Below are 25,603 nucleotides of genomic sequence, written 5' to 3' on the forward strand. Positions count from 1 at the left end.
GTCTTGTTATACATTTTTAAAGAACAATGCTAAGTGCTTATTTAAAAGCTCTACTTAGCGGCTTCGAAGCTTTACCCCGAAGCGGGACGCGTATTTTACGCGCTTCGTTTTCAGTGTCAACATCTTTTTGAGAGTTTATTTCGCAAGTTGTTTTGGCTGAAAACCGTTATTTGAGGTTAAGATAACTTCCTATAACGACTTCTTCGTGGTCCATTTGACGTTCCCCGTCGAAGTGGTGCGCATTCTACGCTCCAGAGGTTTTTCGTCAACCCCTTTTTCAACTTTTTATCGTTTTTTCTCGAAACTCGCACTCAAATGCCTAGTTTTCCAACAAAAGTCTGATTTTCATTGGTCTTTCGTCTACTATTTCAACAGACCATTGTCCAAATTGTTACAAATGAGTAAACTGTAAGCAGCCTCCACGAGTTTCACTAAAATAATTAAAGGTAGGTTTATGAAAGTAGGCTTTATTCAATGCGCAATTATTAGCGCGGTATTTGCAATTGCTGGGTATATTGTTTTCTCTTCCGGTTCTCTGGAAGCGAGTTTACCTGTGACAGTTGCAGCTTCTCTATTAATAAGCGGTATCGTTACACCTTGGCTTGCATCGTTTCTTAGTAAGTCTTCGACTTCAGCTTCGGCTAACTCTGATGTCGAAACTAAGACATCCGAAGAAACGGCCACTTTATATGTTGGTAACTTGCCATATAAAGCGAACGAAGATGCAGTTAAGGATTATTTCAAAGGTTTTATCGAGGTACAGAGTGTTCGCTTAATGAAAGATCGCCGAACGGGTAAACGTAAAGGCTATGGTTTTATTGAAGTCATTACCCAGGATGTCGACCAGGCAATTATCGAACTCAATGATAAGGTGTTTTTGGATCGTACGTTAAAAGTACGTGCAGCCAGAGAAAAGGGTGAGACTGAATAACTGTCTCCGATTTTTAGCTTGATCTGTATTAAATAAAAAAGGCACTCAATGAGTGCCTTTCTTTTTATTACTTACTCTTGGTATCCGGCTCTATCGGTTGAATTGTTTCCCGACCACTGGATTTCAGTGGTTCTGCTGGCTGAATGGTTTGACGATCATCCGGTTGAATTCGTTCACGTTCATTCGGCATCGCTTCTAACACTCGCTGGTTAAACGTGTGAAAACGGTTAATCGCTGACAATAAATCTGGAACCTGCACTTCCTTCATTTCATTAATGAGGCCGCTAATCAATTCATTAAAGTCTTCACCTGAAGCCAGTTGCTGCCTTGCTGATTCAAACACATTAAGCATTTTATCCAAATACTGAGCAACCGGACGCGCTTCGTCTCCATGGGCAGCTCCAGTGTCATTTTCCCTATAATGTTGTATTGCACCATAAGTCTTCACGACTTCTGTTTGCTGAACTCTATTAAGTTGTAATGCATAGCCGGTCAGTTCCTGATCATCGAAGCCAAGCTCTAACGCTTTTTCAAAGGCCTTATCGATGTCACCACCAAAAAAGGTATCAGCAAGATCATTTACCGAGCCTACCAAATCTGCAATTGCCGTTAACTCACCGTCATCAAGTTCGCCTTTGAGTGAAAAACTGATCCCCTGTCGGTCAAAGTACGCATAGGATTCAGTTTTTTCGGCAGCCAACGAAATAGATTGCTCATCGCTATCCCCTATTCCGGGCATGACTGTCGCACTGTAACTTTGCTGATTCTGGTACTGAAACTGCCGCAAACTTTCAAAGCTTAGCGTTACCTCATCACCATCCCGAGTGCGTATCATTAAACTCGCTGATTCAGAATTCGAACTTCTCATCTCCATTGACGACTCGAGCGCTGATAACTGTGCAGGGTCTTGATTTTGCCCCAGTAAGTTAGACTCTAACTCATCAATTCGATTAGAAATTAGATCCCGGCTGCGTCCGATGCCAGTCGCGATCTCGTCGTTTAGCATTCCACCAAGATCACGCTCAGCCATCGCTATTCCGCGAGCAACGCCTTCACGTGCCTGTGAAAACAGACTGTTAAGCTTGTCATCATCGGCTCCGCCTCTGGCTGCGCCTTGAATAACGCCACCCACAAATTTCATAACGTTCTTTGCCACTTCTTCAAAATCAAATAACGATGCTTGCTTTTGCTCGCCCTTGTCATCGCTTTTTCTGGCAAATTTTCCACGTTGACCATCAACAGAAACTTCCTGCTCCATTGACGAACTATAGACTTTGAGACCAATGGTGGTTTGCGAACTGCTCACACTCACCATCGCCGTATTGCGCTGCTGAAATTCTGCAGCTTGACGGAGTCCTTCTTGCTGTAACTGCTTTTGAATAGCTTTATTCGGATCTTCAACGCCTGTTGATTCAGAAACAGTTGGTTTCTGCTCTTTTACAGGTGGCGTCTTGTCACTAACAAATGCCTTAATTTCACCCACGTTCATAATAATGTCCTCACTAACCTCAATTCTTTATCGGCACCTTTTCGAATTTGTTTAATTTTAATACGATCTCAGAACAGTGATTGCACTATATTGCAGAGACACTACAATGCGCAGCCCGGAAACAAATGAAGTATTAACCAATGAGTACGATTATGCACAGCCACGAATACCTGACACAGCTTGAAGAAAAGAAAGGCAGATTAGGTCATCTTTTGAATGAGTTCGGCAACCATGAATTGGTTGTAATTCCTTCAAAAGAAACAGGCTACCGCATGCGTGCTGAATTCCGGGTATGGCACGAAGGCGACGACCTTTTTCACATTATGTTTAACAGTGAAACAAAGGAGAAGTATCGGGTTGATAGTTTTGCTCCGGCACCGCAAACCATTAATGAGGCAATGGACATACTGATCAGTCAGCTGCGTCCGTCGAAGACTCTTAGAAAGAAGTTGTTCCAAATTGATTACCTCACTGGGTTATCTGGAGAACTGGTGATCAGCCTTTTATACCACCGTCAATTAGACGAAGAATGGGAAGCTGCCGCTGAAAACCTCCGCTCGTTTTTATCTGAGCACTTTGGCACTGTAAATATTATTGGCCGAGCCAGAAAACAGAAGAAGATTCTAGGTAATGATTTTATTATCGAAGAGTTACCAGTAAATGCGCGCACTTATCAGTTCAAGCACATAGAAAATAGCTTCACTCAACCTAACGCTGAAGTTAATTGCAAGATGATCGAGTGGGCAATGTCGCAATGTGGAACCAGTGACGGTGATTTACTGGAAATGTACTGCGGTGCTGGTAATTTCTCCTTGCCCATGGCCAGTAAGTTCAGACGAGTGATTGGCACCGAAATCGCCAAGCCATCGGTTAATGCAGCGCAATTTAATATTGATGTGAACGCAATCGATAATGTGGATATTGTACGCTTGTCGGCAGAAGAATTTACCGAAGCCTTGAAGACGGGGAGAACATTTTCACGGCTTAACGGTATCGACTTACAAGCTTATAACTTCACGACGGTACTGGTAGACCCACCACGCGCAGGCTTAGATGAAGATTCATTGAAGATGATTCAGGACTACCCTGAAATTATTTACATTTCATGCAACCCTGAAACACTGGCGGAGAATTTGAAAACGCTGACGCAAACCCACGAACTGGTTGCAACCGCCCTGTTTGACCAATTCCCTTTTACTCACCACATTGAAGCTGGCGTAAAACTGGTTAAAAAGCCGGTCTAGACTTTACTTCTTTCTCCTCTGGGGCGAAACACCTTCGCTCCAAGTTGCACAAATCTTAATTGCGCTTTTACCCTGTTTCCAATTTCCTGACGCAAAGCGACATCCACTTCCAGGGCTTCGGCACCAGCGCTGAAAACCAACCGTACCATGGCTTCTGCCTGCAAACTCGCAAGGTGATGCTCTACGTTCTGACTTTCTACAATGTAGTCGGAAAGTTCCTCGATAAAATGCTGGATCTCACGTAATACGGCCATGCGGTATGCCGTTGAAGTACCGGTATGTTCACGCAAAAGTAAACGAAACACGTTGGTATTGCCGGTAATAAATTCCATAAAGGTATCGACGGAAGTATCGATAACCCCACCTCCAGACGCGATTCTGCGACGGGCCTGACGCATGAGTTGTCGCAGCGCTAAACCGGCTTCATCGACGAGAGTAAGTCCTAACTCATCCATGTCTTTGAAATGACGATAGAACGAGGTAGGCGCGATACCAGCTGCCCGGGAAACTTCCCTCAGACTGATGGCCGACAGGCTGCGTTGTTCATCCAGTAATCCGAATGCCGCATCAATAATGCTCTGGCGGGTTTTTAGCTTTTGCTCCTGACGATTCAACGTCAACTCCTTTATACGCGTGCAACTTTCCATGGCTAGTGTAACCGAATCAGACTGGCAGCGAGAAATGCTGATTAAAAATATTCCAAGTAAAAACAAATAGACCGCCGATCCTTGCCTTACAAAAGCAGCAACTCATGCATTGTGCACTATACTTATTGCTTAAAATATTGGTTTTCCCTTGCCTGTGGTATGGGAAAAAGCTAAATTAGCGTACAGTTGTAAGCCGAGTTGTTAAGATGAAGAAACCACCTATTATCCTCACCAATATTCTTGTTTTCGTAGTCACCGGCGCGATCGCTCTACTGGCGGTGCCTCTGTGGGCAGTCACCATGGGATTCGACACTGTTGAAATCGTTACGGCTATTGTACTTTTTTATTTTACAGGGATGTCGATTACTGCGGGATACCACCGCCTGTGGTCACATAAAACTTACGATGCCCATATTTCGGTAAGAATCATTCTGGCCATTGGTGGTGCGATGGCACTACAAAACAGTATTCTGCACTGGTCGTCTGATCACCGTGTGCACCACCGTCATGTCGATGACAACGATAAAGACCCCTACTCTGCCAGAAAAGGATTGTGGTTCGCTCACATGGGTTGGATGCTTCGGGAGTACCAAAAGCATCGCTATGACGACTACAGCAATTGCAGGGATTTACAAAAAGATCCTGTAGTGATGTGGCAGCACAAATATTATCTGCCGATTGTTTTGGTTGCGAACTTTGGTTTAACCGGATTACTGGGCTGGATAAACGGTGACGTGCTGAGCATGATTTTGTTCGCCGGTGTATTCCGCCTGTTCATGGTGCACCATGTCACTTTCTTTATAAATTCTTTGGCCCATTTTTGGGGTAGTCAGCCATATACCGATAAAAATACCGCGCGAGATAACGGCGTTCTGGCCTTCTTCACATTTGGTGAGGGCTACCACAACTACCACCATATCTTTGAATACGACTACAGAAATGGCATTCATTGGTGGCAGTTTGATCCAACAAAATGGCTTATCCGTGGATTGTCTTTTGTTGGGTTAACCACTAACTTACGCCGTGTGCCTGAAGAGCGAATTGAAAAGGCCCGGGCAGCAATGCAATTGCAGGAAGCCAGCCAGCGACTTTCCGCACTACCTGATGCAGATGAATTGCTACAGAAAGTGCAGGCAGAATATGACTTGCTGGTGCAAAAGATGTCTGCCTATTACGCAGCGAAAAAACGCCTTATGAACGTTCGTAAACGGTGTTTAAAACGTAGCGTTGAGCGCCTTGAAATCGACTTTCATTATAAAGAACTGAAGCATGCCTTAGCGCTTCAGAAAGAAAAGTGGCTCCAGTTACAGACACTTACACCACAACTTGCATAGCTTTAACTTAAAACGCCGCTTCTTGCGGCGTTTTTATATTCTGACTGTTGCAAAATCAATAATATAAGTAACAATTAGGTGATGAGTCACTCTTGCGGTTTTCTGCATTTAGTAGCGGAATTAAGAGTCCAGGCAATTAAGATATTTGTACGGATTATGCATGACCGAAGAACAACTCTTTACCTTCACTCCTGAAGCGGAAGACACATCAAACACGTCTAGCCAATCAGCGGAATGGCTTGTACTCAGCGTTGAAGATGACCCTGGTTATCAGCAATCTTTGAAGTTAGGTCTCAACGGGTTAACCGTGCGAGGTCGCCCCATTCGATTTCTCACTGCCAACTCAGCAGCACAGGCTTCCTCTGTGCTTGCCGAGAATGATGGCATCGCGGTAATACTGCTTGATGTCGTGATGGAGCAGGACAATGCGGGCCTTTTTCTGGTTAACACCATTCGCACTATACTGGGAAACTCCCGGGTAAGAATTATTTTATTGACCGGTCAACCCGGTATGGCGCCTCGTCAAGACACGCTGAAAGAATATGATATTGATGAGTACTGGAATAAAGTTGATTTAACCGAAGAGAAACTTCGCGGAATCGTTTCAAGCAATATTAAAACCTGGTCGAATCTGACTGAGCTCTTTATTGCAAAACGTGGGTTGCAGATGATTGTCGACGCCTCCCGAGCTCTCACATCGAAGCAGGATGTCAGCGATTTCACCTACACGGTACTGAAAGAAGTGTCGCGCGTAATAGGCATTCCCGACACGGGTGGCATGGTGTGCGCCAGCAGGCCATCGATGGCCTCCCTCGAGCAATGTGAGGTGGTTGCGACATCTGGAGAATTCTCGCAATCAAATTCGCCATTACTGGCAAACTTGCTGGAAGAGCAACAATACATTGAACAACCTGGCCTCATCGACGCGATTAATGAAGCGCTCGCGCATCATGAACATCAATTTTTTGAAAATTGGTCAATTCTCTATTTCGATACAGCAGACGTAGACAACAATCAGTATCTTATTGTTGTAAAGTCACCAAAACCCCTTGAGCCCAGCCACATCACGCTGCTTATGGTTTTCAGTGAAAACATCAGTAATGGATTCGTTAACCTGGCGCTCATGAACAAACTTTCCATGCTGGCCTACTATGATGAAGCGCTCGGCGTACCCAATAAACACTGGTTACAGCGCGAAATTAGCAGCATGTCTACCTACGACAGAACATCAACCTCTCTGGTATTCTTAAGTATCCTTGATTTTTCTACTACTGAAATCACACTAGGAACCAATTTCAGTTCGCTGATTGTGTCTACGGTTTTGGAAAATATTAAAACCACTTGCCAAAAAGCCATGACGATATGCTACCTGGAGGATGGATGTTTCGCGATTCTCTATCGAACTGCTCGCCTGGCACAAGAAAGCAATCTGGATAGACTGGCCTCTCAAACGGTTGCCATTGATGGTGTTGTGCAGCGTATCTCAATCAACATCAGCCATGTTGGTGTTCAGGATCTCGATGCTTTAGATCTGAAAAAGTCGATTAAAACAGCCCAACTTGTACACAATAGCCCGCGGCTAAAATTGGGCGCCCTTCATGCCATCACAAAAGCACATATTGACGATATAAACGCCCGGCATACATTACTCAAGTCCCTCTCAGACGCGCTAGACGATGGCTCCGCGTTTTTCCTTGAGTTCCAACCTAAGGTTAACTTACACAACGGTCGCCCAGTGGGGGTTGAAGCACTTCTACGCTGGCAATTCCAAGAAGGCGAAGTGTTGCCTCCGGGTGCATTTATTCCCCTTGCAGAAGCCTCAGGCCTTATCACCAAACTCGACAGCTTGGTGATGGAATTGGCAGTAAGTGCAGCAAGAGAACTTGCCGAGTCGGGCAACCACTTTGCTGTAGCATTTAATGTTACCCATGCGGATGTCATGTCGCCCACTTTTATTCCTCACTTAGAGCAGCTTTTGGCAAGGCACCAGGTAACGCCTGAGCAGATAGAAATAGAAATTACCGAAACGCAGGCGATGGCAGATTATGACGGCATAAATCCCATTCTGGAAACACTGATCAATATGGGAATTACCATAAGTATCGATGACTTCGGTACCGGCTACTCATCACTTGCTCACTTAAGTACGCTTTCAGCATCGACGTTGAAAGTTGACAAGAGCTTCGTCGATACCTTGATGTCGAGCGAAAGTAATTCGAATACGCATATCTTGGATATGGTTTATCGTTTGTCGCGCCAATGTCATTTCAAGATCATTGCAGAAGGCATTGAGACCGAGACTCAACGCAACGCGCTAATTAATAAAGGCTACGAAACAGGACAGGGATTTCTATTCAGTAAGCCACTGCCGCTGCCCGCATTGATTGATTGGCTGAAAAAGGCAGGTTAAATGAATCGTTCTCTTTGGCGGAGAGCCAGTCTTTTTTACGTTGCAAATTTATTTCTGTCTCTATCAACTGGCTACATTGTGTATCAATGGTTTCATAGTGAATCTATGGAGCAGTTGTCAGCCGATCACGCGGCAATGATTTCGTCGGTTAACTCCGTGATTAGCCAGGAAATGGGCGATATCACTAACATCATTCGGCTTGCCAACGAACACCTCATGGAAGCCATCGATTATGACAATGATGACAATTCCAGAGCAGAAATTTTTCTGCGTATAGGCAGTGTTTTAAACAATGTTTCGCAAATACGATGGATAGATTTAACCGGGAAAGAAACCATACGAGTTAACTTTACCGAAAATGGTGGCCAGATAGTGCCGGAGAACGAACTACAAGATAAATCATCCCGTTATTATTTTATTCAGGCTAAAGAAACGTCTCCCGGCGGGATCAGTTTATCGTCCATCGACCTTAACATTGAAAATGGCCGACTTACCTTACCTTACCAGCCTACAATTCGGGTTAGCCTACATACTTTTCCGAGACATCCGTTGGGAGAAGGGTTTCTGGTATTTAACTTCGACATGACCGAGTTGTTCCAACGTTTGCGTAATTTTGAAAAGCCACAAAGCCAACTGCTCATCGCGGCAGGTGAAACGCAGTGGCTAATTAACCCTGACAGTGGCCTTGAATGGTCGTCAAGTAAGAACATCGAGCCAGCAAGCCTTAAATTATCGCAACCCGAACTCTATGAACGATTGGCTGAGCATCATGTACTGTCGCTGCAACGAGGGGCAAATGATGCCATCTTTAGCGCCGCATTATTACCCATTCGCATGAAACACACCTTCAGCAGCGAAGAGCTGTATATTCTTGCCCGTACGCCGGGGCAATACTATACCCTGCTAATGAAAGATGCATTGCTGCCAGCCATACTCACGTTTTTGGGTACATTTGCATTAATCGCATTATTTATTCAGCGAGATATTCGTCATCAGGAGCACGTAAACGTATTAAACAAGCAGCTTCTGGCAGAAAAAATAGAATTAAAGACCGCCCTTGAGCGTCAAACCAAATTAAGAGACGAGTTGGTAGAGTCTGAGAAGATGGCATCCTTGGGCATGCTGGTTGCGGGCGTCGCCCATGAGTTAAGTACGCCTGTGGGCGGCACAACAATGTGTATTAGCACATTGGAAAATAAACTTGAGCGGCTAGAGCAGCAAATTTCGTCCGGGCTTACCCGCTCGGAGTTAGATAATTACCTGTCAGCGACAAAAGAATCACTCACGATATCGCGGCATAACCTGGAGCGCATTACAGACCTAATAAAACGGTTCAAACGTTTAGCCGTAGACCGGGGCAGTGAATCGCCCGTTAGATTTAACCTCATGCAGGTGATTACGGATCTGATTCGAACGCTGGAATCGCAAGCGAGTAGCCGTCGAGTATCCATCACCCATAACATTCCCGAGGACATTCAGCTAAATAGTTTCCCAGGTTTGTTTTCTCAAATTCTGCAGAACCTGATAACCAATGCAATCCATCACGCCTTTTCCGACATGCCGAGAGGGGAAGTCGTGGTAAGCGCCATTAACAAAGAAGACAGCATTGAAATTAGAGTAAAAGACAACGGCAGCGGCATTGCTGAAGAGGTACAAGACCATCTGTTTGACCCCTTCGTTACCACCGCAAGAAATGATGGTAACACCGGCCTCGGCATGCATCTCGTACATCAATGGGTGAGCGTGCTTGGTGGTCGCATCGTGTTCACAACAAAGCAGAATGAAGGAACCGAATTTGTGATGACATTTCCAGTTACTTCCGCACCACAACACGAGATGCCCGATAACCAGGATTGATACGCTTAAACTTTGTCTTTCGTATCAAAATGTTGCTAGACTTTGTAAGACTCCAACCGTACCAGCAACGTACCTTCCGGAATTCATCGGGATCCAGACACAGTGAGCACAATAAATTATGACTAAAAAAGCAGCCAAAGCGGCAGACCCCAGTTATCAGTTTGATGCAATCGTAATAGGCACGGGCCCTGGCGGCGAGGGTGTGGCAATGCAACTGGCCAAAGCAGGCAAAAAAGTCGCGGTAATCGAGCGATATGAAGCCGTTGGCGGAGGCTGTACGCACTGGGGGACCATTCCATCCAAAGCATTGCGTCACTCGGTTAGCCGTTTAATTGAATATAATACAACCTCATTATTTTCTGAAAATCAGGTTGCTCGTCATGTCACCTTTCAGGACATTATGAAACACGCTAGTGGCGTGGTGAAAAAGCAGTCTCGTTTACGTACCTCATTTTATGACAGAAACCGGGTTAGTTTGATCCACGGTGAAGCCAGTTTTGTTGACGCCCACACTTTGCAGATCGTACGCCCTGACGGTTCGAAAGACACGATTACTGCACATCAAATTGTTATCGCCACGGGTTCTCGCCCTTACACACCGAAAGACATCGATTTCGATCATCCGCGCATTTATAACTCCGATACCATTTTGTCACTCAAACATGAGCCACAGAACATCATCATTTATGGTGCCGGTGTAATCGGTTCTGAGTACGCCAGTATCTTCCGCGGTATGGGCGTAAAAGTCGACCTGGTCAACATGCGCGATCGATTGCTATCGTTTCTCGACGCTGAGATCTCTGACGCACTGAGCTACCACCTTTGGAACAACGGCGTTGTGATTCGACACACTGAGACCTACAAGTCGGTAGTGGGCCATGACGACTGTGTCGTGATGGAACTTGAATCAGGAAAGCGCATGAAAGCGGATTGCCTGTTGTTCGCTAATGGTCGAACAGGTAATACCGATATGCTTAACCTCGACGCGATTGGCCTTAAAGCCGACTCTCGCGGTCAGTTACGGGTAGACGAGAATTACCGCACTGACATTGAGAACGTGTTCGCGGTAGGTGATGTTATCGGATATCCCAGCCTGGCATCTGCAGCATACAATCAAGGACGTTCTGCAGCGGAAGCGATGCTTTCTGGCAAAGCAAACTCCGGTTTGGTTGAAGACATTCCTACCGGCATTTATACCATTCCAGAAATTAGCTCTGTAGGTAAAACTGAGCAAGAGCTAACCGCAATGAAAGTCCCGTATGAGGTGGGTCGCGCGCAGTTCAAACATCTGGCCAGAGCACAGATTGCATCTACAACGGTTGGTAGTTTGAAGATTTTGTTCCACCGGGAAACCAAAGAGCTATTAGGTATTCACTGTTTTGGTGAACGTGCCTCAGAAATTGTGCACATTGGTCAGGCTATTATGCAACAGAAGAATGGTGGCAATACGCTGGACTATTTCGTTAATACCACCTTTAACTACCCCACCATGGCGGAAGCATATCGGGTAGCGGCCCTTAACGGTCTGAATCGTATTTTCTAAGCTCAGCTTTAATCAGATACAAAAAAACCGGCTTTTTGAGCCGGTTTCTTTTATCTGGATAAACCTTACTGATTCATCGCAAGATTGTTTTTTGCCTGCAGTGCGTCTCTGTGCGCAACGATATCGATTTGCATTTTTTCAGCATCGAAAGTCATTGTTGCAATAGCATAGTCGCCAAAGTTTTCGCTCGCCTGCTCTGTTACTTGTTGTTGTGCATCGCGGTAACGAATGTTGTTGCTGATTTTATCAGACATACATTGGTTATTCATTTCGAAAGATTTCGCATCCATACATTCGAAAAGCTGGCTGTTACCAGACTCCGCATGCGCAACGCCAAACGACATTAAAAGCGACAGGCCAATAAGTGATTTACGCATGTGATTACTCCTGTGTTACAGTGGATACTACTGTTATGATTCAGCATACTGTAGAAACGTAAATCCGTCAAATTTGGATCACGCGAATATTACAGGAATATGACAAACTGACATATTAGCCAAAAAATCGACTAGAAGCCTGACAAGCGTGCGCTCACGCTACCTTAATAGTCAGTAAATTTAGGAAAAAGCGTTATAATTTACACATTTATAACACTGCCAAATTCTTAAAAACAAGCGTCTATTGCGTTAATCCTACATTGAAATCCTGAGCAGATTAGCGATCCGGTCTTAAAAATACCAAATTATCCCGCCACTAAAGTATAAATACGCATACTGTTGAACCAAGCACCATACCTGTTTAGTGGGACGCGTTTACAGTTTGCTTATTGAGCAAATACTGGTGTAAATCGTCGAACGGCATAGGCCGAGCAAATAGATATCCCTGCGCTTCGTCACAGCCCAGTTTTATCATGAAGCTGGCCTGCTCACGCTTTTCCACACCTTCGGCAATGGTAATTAAACCGAGTTTGTTTCCTAGCGTCACGATTGTTTCAGCGATCACGGCATTTTCTTTGGGCTTAAGATCCATAACAAATGAACGATCTACTTTTAGCCTATCTAAGGGCAGCTTCTGCAGATAACTCATGGAAGAAAAGCCGGTTCCAAAATCGTCAATGGCTGTGGCAACACCATAAGCCTTCAGTTCGGTAAGCGCGTCAATGACAATCTGGGGCTCATCCATTACCACACTCTCAGTAATTTCAAGCTCAAGGCGATGCGGCGCACAACCGTACTTAGTCAACGTTGCTTTGATTTGATCAACAAAATGACGATCACGAAACTGCGGGATAGATACATTGATCGCCATGCGTACCTTGTCAAAACCCAACTCCGTTAGCGAGTTAATACGCCTACAGGCTTCTTCTAACACCCAATAGCCTATATCGACGATGAGACCGGAATATTCTGCAAGGGGAACGAACTCCGCCGGAGAAACATATCCGCCCTGCCCGTCAGGCCAGCGAAGTAAGCCTTCCACACCGACAACCTCTTCGCTTACCAAATCAACCTGAGGCTGAAACCACAACTCCAGCAAACGAGCCTGGAAGTCGCTACGTAGTTTTCTGATCATAGCTAATTGACGGGTAGTATTTCGCTCAAACTCTAACTGGTAATATTCGTAATTGTCGGACGTGCTCTTCTTAGCCCGATTAAGCGCAATGTTGGTACGTTTTAGAATTTCAATACCCGCACATTTTTGCGGACCCGAGCGATACATGCCAATGGTGATATTTACCGGTAGCACGTTGTCTCCGGCGACGAAGCTGTCTGCGAACACCGCATTAACTGTCTGAGGTGAAATCTGCGTATCAGAACCAATTAACCCGAAAACATCGCCGCCAATTCGACTCTTAATGACTCGCTCATCAAAACTTGCTTCAAGCCGCTCAGCGATGGCTTTGAGTAACTGGTTACCCGCTTCCTGACCCAAACCATCATTGATATCGGAAAAGTGATTAATATCGATAAGCGCCACACATAGATCGGCGACCCCAAGAATTGAGGGGCGATCTAGTAAGTTGATAAACTCGTTGCGGTTGGGCAAACGGGTTAGCCAGTCACGGAAAGCCGCGTTGCGGAGTTCATGAAACAGATTTACGTTTTCATAGCCCACCGAGATGCTAGATAAAAAGACTTCGAGTAATTGGCGGTCTACCACAGTGAGTTCTTTACTCATACTCATAAACACAGCGGCTTCAAACCCTGAACTGTTTAAATAGAGTATTGAGTTTCCATCTTCAAGAATGTGGCGCTTCAAGCGCAGGCATCGACTGATGTTTTCGACAATAAGCGGATCGGAAATTACGTCAACAGGCTCATTGATATAGGATGCATAATCGCCCGCAGCACCCAGAATATACACACCATTATCATCTCTATCGAGAACGGACCCGGCTCTTGCGCACACCAACCCTTCGGCATCTAAACCAAGGAGCGAACTAATTTGCGTGACTACACCTTCACAAAACCCTTTAACCGAATGCTCTTCAAGCAAGTTCGCCGCAGACGCTACGATTTTCTGTAAACCTAACCGACTTTGGTTAATGGTAAGAATTTGTTGGTATGAACGCAAGGAGGCATACACGGTAGTCAGTAATTTACTGCGCGTTAACTCCGTTTTGGTCTTGTAGTCGTTAATGTCGTAATTACGAATGACAAACTCTTCAGGGGCATAACCCGGCTGTCCGGTGCGCAGAATAATTCGTGGTTCAGACAGGCCAAGCTCTTCTCGCATATATTGCACCACGAGGAAACCCGCATCGTCAGATTCCATAACCACATCAAGCAGAATTATCGCAATATCTCGGCCATTTTCTTTAAGGATTTGTTTAGCCTGCTCACCTGAATAGGCATGCATGAAGTGCAACTTCCGTTCGGTGATGATCAAGTCGGCGAGTGCAAGCTTGGTTACGGTATGAATTTCTTCATCGTCATCAACGATCAGAACATTCCATTCCTTATAAGTTTGAGGTTCGAGCTCTGGATGCGCTTCCTCATCTAAAAAAACCAGTTCATCATTGTCGTAACTTGCCGATGACATTCATTATCCATCCTTTTTTACCACCTAACTTAAGCCTACTCGGTAGTTGCGTATTTGCAAGTTAATGGGCGATTTGCTTAGTAAGAATGTGAAGCGTAAAGTTGATATTCGTCTTATTCTAATTCTTAGCTATGAAAGTCACTGATTCGGGTAATTCCTCCGCCGCTGCTCCTGTAAGCACAGCGGCGTTAAAACAAGCGCCACAGAGCAGCGCATCAGAGAATGTGAAACGCGGCAGCTCTGCTTCGCGCTCTGCAACAGACAATGTTCAGCGCATCCAGTCGCTGTTCGCCAGAGTTGGGGTGAGCCCCTCGATGATCATGCCGGATGAAGACACCCGGCAGCGAGCTATTAAACGTAGAAACGACATTCAGGCGTTAGCAAAAATCCGTAATCTGCAAGCCGTAATGGAAGCGGCAATGGGCGTTGGCCTAACTGAGACAAGCGAAGAAATGGTCGATCCAGACTGGTTCTACGCCTTCTCGCAACTCGCTGAAAATATTTACTCACCCGCAATGCAGACCTTGTGGGGCAAAATATTTGCGGTGGAAGTGAGTAAGCCGGGTTCATTCTCGCTGCGCAGTTTGGAAACATTGAAGGCGCTTACTCAACGAGATGCAGCCATATTCTCAAGAGCAGCTTCGTTGTCGTGCGTTCGACAAGGCGACAGTGAGCCTCGTATTCTCACCGGTTACCATCAGAAGCCCGGCTTCTGGGCGTTTCTCGGCCAGCGACAGCCCGAGTCGCTGAATTTGGCCAGTTACGGCGTGAGTTATCCCGACATACTGGCTCTAACCGATATGAAATTGATTTTTGCCAGTGAAATTGAAAGTGGTGAATTAGAACAAGGCCAAAGCATTAAATGGCGATGTGGCCAGGAAACATTTCATATTGTGCCGAACCGCCAAGGATTAGCATTGGTGTATTATAAGTTTACCAGTACCGGGGCTGAACTCGCTAGACTCATATCCCGACAGAGCGCAGCGGCGTACGTAAATGCTTTGAAAGAGCGCTTTAGTGGTCCTTTTACTATCGAATAGCCAATAAATGACCGGCAATAAAAAAGCGACCGTAGAAAGGTCGCTTTTTTTATTCGCTTAGAGAAGGTTAAATACCGTCACCAAATTCGTGCAATCCACACTCACGTTTCAGGCCAAAGAAGCGCGTATCTTGTTCGCTCATGCCTTCTTGTAATGACTGGGTAGTATGCCAGTCACCAATCGACACGTAGCCTTCGTCCCAAAGCGGGTGATACGGCAACTCATGCTCTTTCAGGTAGTAGTGCAAGTCTTTGTTCGACCAATCGATGATTGGATAGACCTTAAATTGCTTTCCTACCCTTTGCAGCACCGGCAATCTTTCGCGGGTGTCAGACTGGCTGCGGCGTAAACCCGCAAACCAAGTGCCCACTTCCAGATCTTTCAGCGCCCGTTGCATGGGCTCAACCTTATTCATGCGGTTGTATTTCTCAATCCCTTCAACACCCTGTTCCCAAAGTCGACCAAACCGTGCTTCCTGCCAGGCCGCAGACATCTCTGACTGGTACACTTTCAGGTTAAGGTTGAGTCTTTCCGTTAGTTCATCAATGAACTTGTAGGTTTCCGGGAACAGATAACCGGTATCGGTCAGCACTACCGGAATATCCGGCTTAGCTGACACCAGAAGTTTCAGCATAACGGCAGACTGCGCGCCGAAGCTAGAGGACATCATGGGCTTACCGGGCAGCATTTTCAGTGCCCAGGCAATACGGCCAGCCGCGTCCATGCCCTCCAGCTCTGCGTTAATGTCTGCAATCTCTGCTGCACTGGTGTCCAGCGTCAGCTTCGATGTGGTGTCGGTCAGGATATCACTCATAGAAGTCTCTTGCTGAGTCAACCACAGGGGCAATAACGCCCGCGCGAATGACGAAGTCACCGAACGCTTCACCGCTTTCGCGTTCTTTTGCCCAACGGCCAATTAAGGTATCGAGTTCAGTAAAGATTTCGTCTTCACTGATATTTTCCTGATACATCTTAGGAATGCGAGTACCTTCACGATTACCGCCAAGGTGCAGGTTATATTTACCCGGGCCTTTACCTACCAGACCAATTTCAGCCAGCATGGCACGACCACATCCATTCGGACAGCCGGTGATACGGAAGATAATGCTGTCGTCGGCTACGCCATGAGATGCCAGTAACCCTTCCATACGGCCTACCGCTTCTGGTAGATAACGCTCTGCTTCTGCCATTGCCAGCGGGCACGTTGGCAGCGATACACACGCCATGGAATCGAGTTTCTGATTCGATGTATCGTCTTCGATCAGTTTGTGATCACGGGCAATTTTTTCAATCGCCGCTTTTTGATCAGCAGGTACACCCGCGATGATCAGGTTCTGGTTGGCGGTTAATCGGAAATCACCTTTGTGAATTTTGGCGATTTCAGCACAACCTGTCTTCAGCGGACGACCCGGGAAGTCCAGAATACGACCGTTCTCGATGAACAGTGTCAGGTGATAGTTACCGTCGATACCTTCAACCCACCCGAAGCTGTCGCCACGGGTAGTAAATTCGTATGGACGTGATTCAGCAAAGCTCACACCGGCACGCTTTTCTACTTCGGCTTTGAAGTTATCAGCACCTACACGCTCAAGGGTGTATTTGGTTTTCGCATTTTTACGATTAACCCGGTTACCCCAGTCACGCTGTGTGGTTACAACAGCAGCGGCAACATCCAGCGTATTTTCCAGCGGGATAAAACCAAAGTCAGTCGCTTTTCGCGGATACGTTGACTTATCACCGTGGGTCATGGCAAGACCACCGCCCACCAGCACGTTAAAGCCTACCAGCTTGCCGTCTTCAGCAATGGCAACGAAGTTCAGATCGTTAGCGTGTAAGTCAACATCGTTCTGCGGCGGAATAACCACGGTAGTTTTAAACTTACGTGGCAGATAATTATCACCTAAAATCGGCTCAACCGGCTTCTCGGTGGTTTCCACTTTCTCGCCGTCCAGCCAGATTTCAGCATAAGCACGGGTTTTAGGCAGCAGATGCTCAGAAATTTTCTTCGCCCATTCGTAAGCTTCAGCATGCAACTGAGACTGAATCGGGTTGCTGGTACACAGTACGTTACGGTTTACGTCACCGGCAGTGGCGATAGAATCAATTCCGGTTTTATTCAGCGTCTGGTGCATCAGTTTAATGTGCGGCTTCAGTACACCGTGGAACTGGAAGGTCTGACGGGTAGTCAGGCGGATACTGCCATACATGGTGTGCTCTTCAGCAAACTTGTCAATAACCAGCCATTGTTCAGGGGTCATTACACCACCCGGCAGACGGGCACGCAGCATCACATTGTGCAGCGGTTCAAGCTTTTGCTTACCACGTTCTGCACGAATATCGCGGTCATCCTGCTGATACATACCGTGGAAACGGATCAGCTGGAAGTTATCTGCTGTGAAACCACCGGTTAAATCGTCTTTCAGATCTTGTTCGATAGTACCGCGCAGGTTATTACTTTCGCGCTTCAGGCGCTCGTTGTCAGCCAGTTTGCCTTCAACGATAAATGGCGATTTTTCGTTACTCATTAATAGACATCCTTCTGATAACGTTTGGCTTTGCGCAGAGCAACAATATAGGCTTTGGCGTCTTCTTCAGACTTGCCACCGTGCTCCTGGATGATGGAAACCAGTGCAGCTTCAACATCTTTTGCCATGTGTGTTGCATCACCACACACATAGAAGTGAGCACCGGCTTCGAGCCACTCCCACACTTCTTTACCGTTTTCAGTTAAACGATGCTGAACATAAATCTTTTCTTTCTGATCGCGGGAGAATGCCAGCGTGATCTTGTCAACCAGACCAGACTTCACGTAGCCCTGCCACTCAACCTGATAGAGGAAGTCCTGGGTGAAGTTAGGGTTACCGAAAAACAGCCAGTTCTTGCCTTCAGCACCTTGAGCGTCGCGTTCCTGCATGAATGCACGGAATGGTGCGATACCGGTTCCCGGACCCACCATGATGACAGGCGTGTCGCCATTATCAGGCAGACGGAAGTGGTCATTTTTCTCGATATACACTTCAACTTCGGCACCTTCTTCTAATCGTTCACAAAGGAAGCTAGATGCGCCCCCCTGGTGACGTTTGCCAAAGGCTTCGTAGTCGACGTGTGCCACGGTCAGATGCACTTCTTCTTCTACTTCATCCTGACTGGATGCAATAGAATACAAACGAGGCGTTAACGGGCGGAACGCATCAGCAAAGGCCTGTGCTTCAATTTTCGCCGGGTGTTCACGCACGATATCAATCAACTGACGCTCTGCCAGGTAAGTACGCAGTTGCGCTTTATCTTCCATCAGCGCAGCCAGGCCTTCTGAGCCTGTTGCTTCCTGATACGCTTTTACAAACGTTGGATAGCTTAGTGTCAGTTCCAGCTTGCTGGTCAGTGCTTCAGTTAATGAAACGGTGGCATCACCCACTTTCACTTCTTCAGAGCCAGACAAACCTGTGAGTTCCAGGAATTCAGCAACCAATTCGGCAGAATTCTTAAACCAGATCCCTAAAGCATCACCGGCACGATACTGAATGCCTGAATCTTCCAGGCTGATTTCGATGTGACGGATGTCTTTTACCGAATCACGACCAGTGATTTTCTGCGATTCAATCAACGTGGCTTTAAACGGTGACTTTTTGGTGTACATCTGCTCTGCGCCAGATGGTGCAGCAACGCCTGACTGAACAGTCACCACGTCGTGAGTTCCGGCAGACGCAAAATCGTCTTTCAGTGCCGCAACTAATTGTTCACCCCAGGCTTTGGCAGCGTCTTCGTAATCTACGTCGCAATCAAGGCGAGGCACGATGGCCTTTCCGCCAAGCTTACCTAAACGCTCATCGAAGTCCTTACCGGTTTGGCAGAAGAACTCGTAGCTACTGTCACCGAGACCCAGTACCGCGAACTTCAAGCCATCCAATTTAGGCGCTTTCTTACCGCCCAGGAATTCATGGAATTCAATCGCATCATCTGGCGCATCACCTTCACCATGCGTACTCACGAATACCGCAACGTGCGTCTCGCCTTTGATGCTACGCGGCTTGTAGTCGGCCATGCTGATTAGCTTGCTGGTGTAACCCGCTGCTTCAGCCTGCGCCTGGAAACCTTTTGCCACGCCCATGGCGTTGCCGGTTTGCGAACCTACCAAAATAGTAAGCGTTGGTGTATTCGCCGGTGCAGCTGCTACCGGCGCCGCTGCTGCGGGAGCAACCGCTCCGCCCTGCGCTGCTGCCATACCAGCAACATAACCACTTACCCAGGTAAGCTGATCGCGGTTTAAGCCTGCAATGGCCTGCGTAATCGCATTCCACTGTTGCTCATTGAGCACCGCACCGGGTGCTCCGTTTTGATTAGAATTCACTGACATAGTTAATTAACCTTTTTAATATGCCGTCAAAGGTATCGATTTTTATTGAGAAGAGAAAAGAATAAATAACACTTTTTTATGCTCTAAAGTTTCTAAAACTGTGAAATTTACGCTCTCTGGAATATAAAAAGAGCCGTAAGCGATACTTACGGCTCTTATAGATTTGAAGATTTACCGCTGATGCAAAAAACATCAGCGGCATTTTAATCATCAGAAATGAATTTCTACACCTGCAAACGCACCGTCGAACTCCATATCGGCGTATACGCCATCGAGATCATCAATATCGACAGACACATTGCGGTAGCCTGCCTGAATTGTCATATCCACCGCTAGACTTTCAATAAATGAATAAGTCAGTGCAATTTGATAATCACTCAAGGTATGATCATCGAAAGACAGATAGCTACCTTCCGCATAGGCCCCAAGACCGGTAAACGGTAAGCCTACCGCCACACGAGAATAGGCCATGGGAATGATACCGGAAAACGCCTGCTCACCTTGCGTTTGCGAGTCCGTGTCGGCAACGTAAAGCGTACCGTCAACGTACTTCGCGTTAACACCCACATCGAAGCTCACCAAATCGTTGTCGAACAATTCATAGTAAAGAATGATGTCTGTGGTAGACATTTCTACTTGCGTGTAAATGTCGTTACCCATTGTATAGACATCACCATCGAAGGTGAATGTCGATGTAAGTGAAGTATTGCCATCGCTATCGAGGGTGGTATAGCTCAGCTTAATATTCGGTACAAAAGGGAGCGGATGTTCCACGGCAGCGTAAAATGAAGAGTTCGCGTTGCTATCAAAGTTGAAATCTGCCATTGCGCTGCCATCGGAAAACGTACCGTCATCAGCAAAACCACCTGATGGGCTTGTGTACCAGCCTTGGCCACCCAGATACAATCCGGCAACGGTGTCCGCCATTACCGGTGATGCAGTAAAAGCCGTTGCGAGTGCTACAGCTACCATGCATTTTTTCATGAATTATCCTTGATTAAGAAGTTCAGTCAGTTCAATAAGCGCTGCATTAGCGCGAGAAATATAATTTGCCATGACCAGAGAATGATTAGCCATCATGCCAAATCCATTGCCGTTAAGAATCATTGGGCTCCACACGGTTTGCTGTGTCGCTTCCAGTTCACGAATGATCTGACGAAGACTTACCAGTGCATTCTTATCTTCAAGTGTATCGGCAAATTCGATTTCTGCCGCTTTTAAGAAATGCAGCAACGCCCAGGTCGCGCCGCGGGCTTCGTAAAAGTTATCATCCAGTTTCCACCAGCTCGTCTGTACAACCCGTTCTGACACTGCCGGCGTCGACTGTCGCGCATTCTTGTCACCGGCCAAATCGGTGTTCATTTTCGATGAGCCGACGCTTGCACTTAAGCGCTGAGAGTATGAACCTAAACGCTTTTCTACTTGTTTAAGCCACTCTCTAAGATTGTCGGCTCGGGTATAAAACTGACTGTCGCCAGCGGCCATATCGCCCAGTTCAGCGCGGTATTTATCCAGTGACTTAATCCCATTGCGATAGGAAGACTCTGCTGAAGGCAAAGCCCAGCTGCGACTATTTACATTGAATTCAGGCTGCGCTTTGGTGAGATGCGGGTTTTCTATAGACTGTGATTGAGAACGGCTAAAATCTTTGCGCATAGAGAGCGACAAGTCTCTGATCATTTCCAGCGCGCCGTATTCCCAAGCGGGCATATTATCGAGGAACAACCCTGGTGGCATAACATCATTAGAAATATAACCACCCGACTTATCGAGCAATGTTTCTGTCACCACAATCATTGTGGTTGTCATGGTATAGCCAGGAATTTCAGTTTGTGAAGGACTTTGTGCTTGTTCAGCCACGGCTTGTCTAACATCAAACGTGTCAGGTTCAACACTCCAGTACACGCCAATTAACCAGAATATTAAAAACAGGACAACAACAGTACCAATAATGGTTCGGGTGTTCAGGTATTGTTTAATGCTCAATGTATAGATTCCTTCTCAATAACAAAGTGGGTGATGTTGCTCATCACCCACTTTTAATTACCTTATGACTGCACTTTAGCATTCCAGCCATAATTTTTCGCCATGATTTGCGTAAGTTTTGCAGATCACGTCGTTTGTGGTCGTTTCGTTCGCAACACTAACCACACCGCAAGGACTACCAGCAGGAATGGCCAGAACGTTGCGACACCGGCAACCACTAACGCAGCGACACCAGCAACAGCGGCGATGGCAAGGGCGCCAAAAAGACTAAAGGCAACAATAACTCCGATAATTACAAATACAACGCCAACCGCCGAAGCTGCAGCAAAATTCTCAAAGGGTGACAACATTTCATCTCCCATCATTAAATGAATACCCCACCAATCGCTGAACAGATTACCAAAGGCATAAGTCAGCAATATGGCGATGATGATAGCTAAAAATGCATTTTTCATTATGACCACCGTGGTAACAGGAATGTGGCGGCGATATAGGCCATCAACACGGGTACACTAAGAATGAAGAGCCCAGCAACCGCAGCAGCACGAACCCAAACAGCATCAACAGACAGATAATTTGCAAGCCCTGCACATACACCGCTGATCATGCCGTTATTAATGTCGCGGTAAATGCGCTTATCAGTTTCTGGTAATTTCATTGTCTTCTCCTGACGATAACGATGCGCCCTGAGAGGCGCGTATAAATGGGTTTAGTAAGAAATTAGGCGGCGCGTTTTTTCTTCAGTGCCGCCAGTTCTTCTTCAATGGCGTCGTTGGTTTCCAGCGCCTTGAACTCGTCTTCCAACGATGTAGCCGATGATGAACTACCTACCACATCATAGGCATCAACTTGCGCTTCCAGATGCTCAATACGCTGCTCATAGCTATCCATTCGCGCCATGGCGTTTTCTACCTGCGTACTGTGCGTTACGCCGCGCGCTTTAAGGCGAACACTGGCGTTGTCTTTTCGCGCCACCAAACTTTTCTGTTTCTGACGGGCCTCAGCCAGCTTCGCGTGTAGACGTTGCGTATCCTCTTGCACCGACGTGAGCATGTCGCTCACCTGCGTTTTCTGACTTTCGATAGCGTCCAGTTTTTCCACATAACTATTTTTCTGTACCAGAGCGGCGCGCGCTAAATCGTCCTTGCCTTTATCCATGGCCAGTTCCGCTTTCGCCATCCAATTATCGATGTCCTTTTGCAATGTGGCAGCCTGACGATCGAGATACTTCTGCTCGGCAATATATTTCGCCGCCACTGAACGCATCTCCACCATGGTTTCTTCCATTTCCTGAATGATCAGGCGAATCACTTTTTCCGGGTCTTCCGCTTTATCCAGCATCGCGTTGATGTTTGATTGAATGATGTCTGACATGCGTGAGAACATTCCCATTGTCTTTCTCCTTTACCTGTTTCATGTTTATTCGATTACAGAGAGACTATTACAATCGCTGTGCCAAATATTTAACCCAATGTATTAATTGAACTTTTAACTTATCACTTCATTTTTTAACGTGTTATCAAAACTGAGTAATTAATAATTTGGTTAAATTAACCACTGGAAATTAGCCAATCTGACGAACACCAAGGTATTAACAAGCATGGTATTAACTGACACGGCATTAAGTGGCTGTGCAATAAGCTGAGCCGAAGCATGGTTAAAAGACAGAATAGGATGAATATGGAAAACTCAGTAAACGGTAATACTAAAGGGTCGAGGATGGTGTTCGGTTTATACTGATGACGTGGAGCGGATGACAGAAATGCGCACGATAAAAAAAACAGGCAATCAATTATGATTGCCTGCATGGTCGTTCTTTTATACTAGGTTGATGCTGTTTTCGCATCTTACAGCAAGCCATAAGCTTACTCTTCTTCAGATTCGGAATGTTCAGATTTTAATTGTGTCTCACTTGCAGCCAGGTCAGTAACACTCACCGAACCTGCTTTTGATTCATTCGACAAACTAAAGTTATAAGTCGCATTGGCAACAGATTGCTGCACGCCATTGCTGATTTCTTCAGTTGCCATAGTGACAGCTTGATCGATCATCCGGCTTAAGAATGACTCGATCGCACTTTCTTGCGCCATCGCTTGTGAACTAAACATCGCAGCTGACATCACGGCACTGGCTAAAATCATTTTCGCTTTCATAGTGTTTCCCTCTTGGTAACGTTTTAAATGGTGCCGTACTCACTGCGACGACAAGTTACCTAAGAGATAGCGAGCGACGTGCCAACTAAGAGAAATTTCTTAACCAATTGAATTTGAATGAATTTACAAAAAATCTCAATTCACCTCAAAAGAACAAAAAACGAACAACACAACTAAGTGGTGAAAAAAACCAATGCAATTAGTCTATTCCACCACCCGGGAATCGTTGAAGGCTTTTGCATTGGCTTGCGCCTGCTCAACTTGCTCAAGCGCATTCATCAGAAGATTAGGATCACGCTCTTTACCGGTTCCATTCTGGCTTAAGTAACGACGCCAGATGCGCCCGCCAGCCTGCCCCTGATACAACCCCAACATATGGCGGGCCACGTGCCAAGGCTTAAACCACTCATCGGTTTGACGCTCGATATATTTCTGCATGATGTGAACAATTTCGCCACGCGTTTTCGCCTGCGCTTCGTCACCGAAAACCACCTTATCAACGGACGATAGCAAGTAAGGGTTAGAATAAGCTTCCCGCCCCATCATAACCCCATCAACTTTGTTTAAGTGATCAAGGGTATCCTCCATCGTTTTCACGCCGCCGTTAATACTGATATTCAGATCAGGGTGAGTCTCTTTTAACTGATAGACCCGCGGATAATTCAGCGGTGGGATCTCGCGATTCTCTTTCGGACTCAGTCCCTGAAGCCAGGCTTTACGGGCGTGCACGATAAAGGTATCGCAACCAGCGTCAGCAACAATATCAATAAAGCGGGCAAACCCTTCATATTCGTCCATGTCATCGATACCGATACGGCACTTCACGGTCACCGGAATATCGACCGCGGCCTGCATGGCTTTCACACAGTCCGCCACCACTTCAGGTTGTGCCATCAGGCACGCACCGAAAGCGCCGTTCTTTACCCGGTCTGACGGACAGCCAACATTAATGTTTACTTCATCATAGCCACGGGCTTGTGCCATTTCAGAACACCGCGCCATATCGGAGGGATCACATCCGCCCAGTTGCAGCGCCACAGGATGTTCTTCTTCGTTAAATGCCAGATAATCGCCTTTACCGTAGATCAGCGCACCCGTTGTTACCATCTCGGTATAAAGCAGACTGTGCTTTGTAATTTGGCGCAGGAAATAGCGGCAATGTTGATCGGTCCAATCCAGCATTGGCGCGACTGAGAATCTTCTGTCGATAGTTGAATGAGCCATAGTTCTATTTAAATATTTTACATCAGCCACTTATGGCATTCCTCAGAAAAATTTTGAAACTTCAAAGTTGAGCATTTTCACTGGATTTAGTCCCGTTTCTGGGAACACGGTGCCCAAATAGGGGAATTATTTTTCCTCTAGGCGCACTCGATAAATGGGTGAAAATCAGATGGCTAATATTAGCATAAGTAAAGGAATGAGAAAAAACGGTGTCTCATATACGGCAAGGGTCAGACAGAAGGAAAACAATGTTTTCAATTCTTCTCGCTAGACTTAATTTCAATATCCATGAACGTTCACTTTTAAAAACCGTTCATTAGAAATGAACAACTCAGAATAATGAACTAAAATTGCCATTTAGCTCACTTTAGTGCGTGTTGCCGTTGTTGATAATGGTCCTCGCCATTAC

The 25,603-nt window shown here is 46.2% G+C and carries 21 protein-coding genes; 7 read left to right on the forward strand and 14 right to left on the reverse strand.

All coding sequences use genetic code 11. From position 1 onward, the window contains the following. Positions 1–454 precede the first annotated feature (454 nt). Complete coding sequence (locus tag ACXAGX_RS00005) at positions 455–931, forward strand: RNA recognition motif domain-containing protein (RefSeq protein WP_474821447.1); 477 nt, start codon at positions 455–457, stop codon at positions 929–931. Between the two features lie 67 nt (positions 932–998). Here ACXAGX_RS00005 and ACXAGX_RS00010 read toward each other — a convergent pair whose 3' ends face one another. Then, positions 999–2,420 (reverse strand): DUF5610 domain-containing protein, encoded by a 1,422-nt coding sequence (locus tag ACXAGX_RS00010; RefSeq protein ID WP_474835909.1) that lies wholly within the window; start codon positions 2,418–2,420, stop codon positions 999–1,001. Positions 2,421–2,560: 140 nt separating this feature from the next. Between ACXAGX_RS00010 and trmA the strand changes: the two genes are divergently transcribed. Then, positions 2,561–3,664: a tRNA (uridine(54)-C5)-methyltransferase TrmA gene (trmA, locus tag ACXAGX_RS00015; protein WP_474835910.1), complete on the forward strand. Its 1,104-nt coding sequence runs from the start codon at positions 2,561–2,563 to the stop codon at positions 3,662–3,664. Here trmA and fabR read toward each other — a convergent pair. Beyond that, positions 3,661–4,278, reverse strand: a complete 618-nt coding sequence (fabR, locus tag ACXAGX_RS00020; protein ID WP_474821457.1) for an HTH-type transcriptional repressor FabR — start codon at positions 4,276–4,278, stop codon at positions 3,661–3,663. The two genes, trmA and fabR, sit on opposite strands and share 4 nt — an antisense overlap. A 239-nt stretch (positions 4,279–4,517) precedes the next feature. On the opposite strand from fabR, the gene ACXAGX_RS00025 reads away from it, so the two are divergent. From ACXAGX_RS00025 to sthA, 4 genes are all read left to right on the forward strand, one after another. Beyond that, on the forward strand, positions 4,518–5,645 hold the full coding sequence (locus ACXAGX_RS00025) for an acyl-CoA desaturase (RefSeq protein WP_474821460.1): 1,128 nt from the start codon (positions 4,518–4,520) through the stop codon (positions 5,643–5,645). 160 nt (positions 5,646–5,805) lie between these two features. Then, on the forward strand, positions 5,806–8,055 hold the full coding sequence (locus ACXAGX_RS00030; RefSeq protein ID WP_474835911.1) for an EAL domain-containing protein: 2,250 nt from the start codon (positions 5,806–5,808) through the stop codon (positions 8,053–8,055). Next, positions 8,056–9,912, forward strand: coding sequence for a sensor histidine kinase (locus ACXAGX_RS00035; protein WP_474835912.1), 1,857 nt, complete (start codon positions 8,056–8,058; stop codon positions 9,910–9,912). A 118-nt stretch (positions 9,913–10,030) separates the two neighbouring features. After that, positions 10,031–11,455: a Si-specific NAD(P)(+) transhydrogenase gene (gene sthA, locus ACXAGX_RS00040; protein ID WP_474821470.1), complete on the forward strand. Its 1,425-nt coding sequence runs from the start codon at positions 10,031–10,033 to the stop codon at positions 11,453–11,455. A 65-nt stretch (positions 11,456–11,520) separates the two neighbouring features. Here the strand turns inward: sthA and ACXAGX_RS00045 are convergent, their stop codons facing one another. Together ACXAGX_RS00045 and ACXAGX_RS00050 are read right to left on the reverse strand one after the other, a co-directional pair. After that, the gene (locus ACXAGX_RS00045) at positions 11,521–11,832 is read right to left on the reverse strand and encodes a pyridine nucleotide transhydrogenase (protein ID WP_070127611.1); all 312 of its coding nucleotides are present in this window, start codon (positions 11,830–11,832) and stop codon (positions 11,521–11,523) included. Between the two features lie 361 nt (positions 11,833–12,193). Beyond that, positions 12,194–14,437 carry a bifunctional diguanylate cyclase/phosphodiesterase gene (locus ACXAGX_RS00050; protein ID WP_474835913.1) on the reverse strand — a complete coding sequence of 748 codons (2,244 nt, stop codon included), beginning with the start codon at positions 14,435–14,437 and terminating at the stop codon, positions 12,194–12,196. 131 nt (positions 14,438–14,568) lie between these two features. Here ACXAGX_RS00050 and ACXAGX_RS00055 point away from each other — a divergent pair, with 131 nt between their 5' ends. Continuing rightward, complete coding sequence (locus ACXAGX_RS00055; RefSeq protein WP_474835914.1) at positions 14,569–15,477, forward strand: TIGR03899 family protein; 909 nt, start codon at positions 14,569–14,571, stop codon at positions 15,475–15,477. A gap of 67 nt (positions 15,478–15,544) precedes the next feature. Here ACXAGX_RS00055 and ACXAGX_RS00060 read toward each other — a convergent pair whose 3' ends face one another. The 10 genes from ACXAGX_RS00060 to dusA form a co-directional block, all read right to left on the reverse strand. Continuing rightward, positions 15,545–16,291, reverse strand: a complete 747-nt coding sequence (locus ACXAGX_RS00060) for a phosphoadenylyl-sulfate reductase (protein WP_474835915.1) — start codon at positions 16,289–16,291, stop codon at positions 15,545–15,547. Then, positions 16,284–18,002, reverse strand: a complete 1,719-nt coding sequence (gene cysI, locus ACXAGX_RS00065) for an assimilatory sulfite reductase (NADPH) hemoprotein subunit (protein ID WP_474821487.1) — start codon at positions 18,000–18,002, stop codon at positions 16,284–16,286. The genes ACXAGX_RS00060 and cysI overlap by 8 nt, the downstream gene beginning before the upstream one ends. Continuing rightward, complete coding sequence (locus ACXAGX_RS00070; protein WP_474821491.1) at positions 18,002–19,831, reverse strand: assimilatory sulfite reductase (NADPH) flavoprotein subunit; 1,830 nt, start codon at positions 19,829–19,831, stop codon at positions 18,002–18,004. The genes cysI and ACXAGX_RS00070 overlap by 1 nt, the downstream gene beginning before the upstream one ends. A 210-nt stretch (positions 19,832–20,041) precedes the next feature. Next, the gene (locus ACXAGX_RS00075; RefSeq protein WP_474835916.1) at positions 20,042–20,815 is read right to left on the reverse strand and encodes a TIGR04219 family outer membrane beta-barrel protein; all 774 of its coding nucleotides are present in this window, start codon (positions 20,813–20,815) and stop codon (positions 20,042–20,044) included. 3 nt (positions 20,816–20,818) lie between these two features. Further along, positions 20,819–21,811 (reverse strand): DUF2333 family protein, encoded by a 993-nt coding sequence (locus tag ACXAGX_RS00080; RefSeq protein ID WP_474822422.1) that lies wholly within the window; start codon positions 21,809–21,811, stop codon positions 20,819–20,821. Between the two features lie 131 nt (positions 21,812–21,942). Continuing rightward, positions 21,943–22,272 (reverse strand): hypothetical protein, encoded by a 330-nt coding sequence (locus ACXAGX_RS00085; RefSeq protein WP_474821497.1) that lies wholly within the window; start codon positions 22,270–22,272, stop codon positions 21,943–21,945. After that, on the reverse strand, positions 22,272–22,475 hold the full coding sequence (locus tag ACXAGX_RS00090; RefSeq protein WP_070127619.1) for a PspC domain-containing protein: 204 nt from the start codon (positions 22,473–22,475) through the stop codon (positions 22,272–22,274). Before ACXAGX_RS00090 ends, ACXAGX_RS00085 begins: the two co-directional genes overlap by 1 nt. A gap of 62 nt (positions 22,476–22,537) precedes the next feature. Further along, positions 22,538–23,209 carry a phage shock protein PspA gene (pspA, locus tag ACXAGX_RS00095; RefSeq protein ID WP_474835917.1) on the reverse strand — a complete coding sequence of 224 codons (672 nt, stop codon included), beginning with the start codon at positions 23,207–23,209 and terminating at the stop codon, positions 22,538–22,540. 473 nt (positions 23,210–23,682) lie between these two features. Then, positions 23,683–23,970: a hypothetical protein gene (locus ACXAGX_RS00100; RefSeq protein ID WP_474835918.1), complete on the reverse strand. Its 288-nt coding sequence runs from the start codon at positions 23,968–23,970 to the stop codon at positions 23,683–23,685. Between the two features lie 204 nt (positions 23,971–24,174). Next, positions 24,175–25,194, reverse strand: a complete 1,020-nt coding sequence (gene dusA, locus ACXAGX_RS00105; RefSeq protein WP_474835919.1) for a tRNA dihydrouridine(20/20a) synthase DusA — start codon at positions 25,192–25,194, stop codon at positions 24,175–24,177. Positions 25,195–25,603 lie beyond the last annotated feature (409 nt).

It is taken from the genome of Alteromonas sp. ABV4_515 (assembly GCF_056160345.1).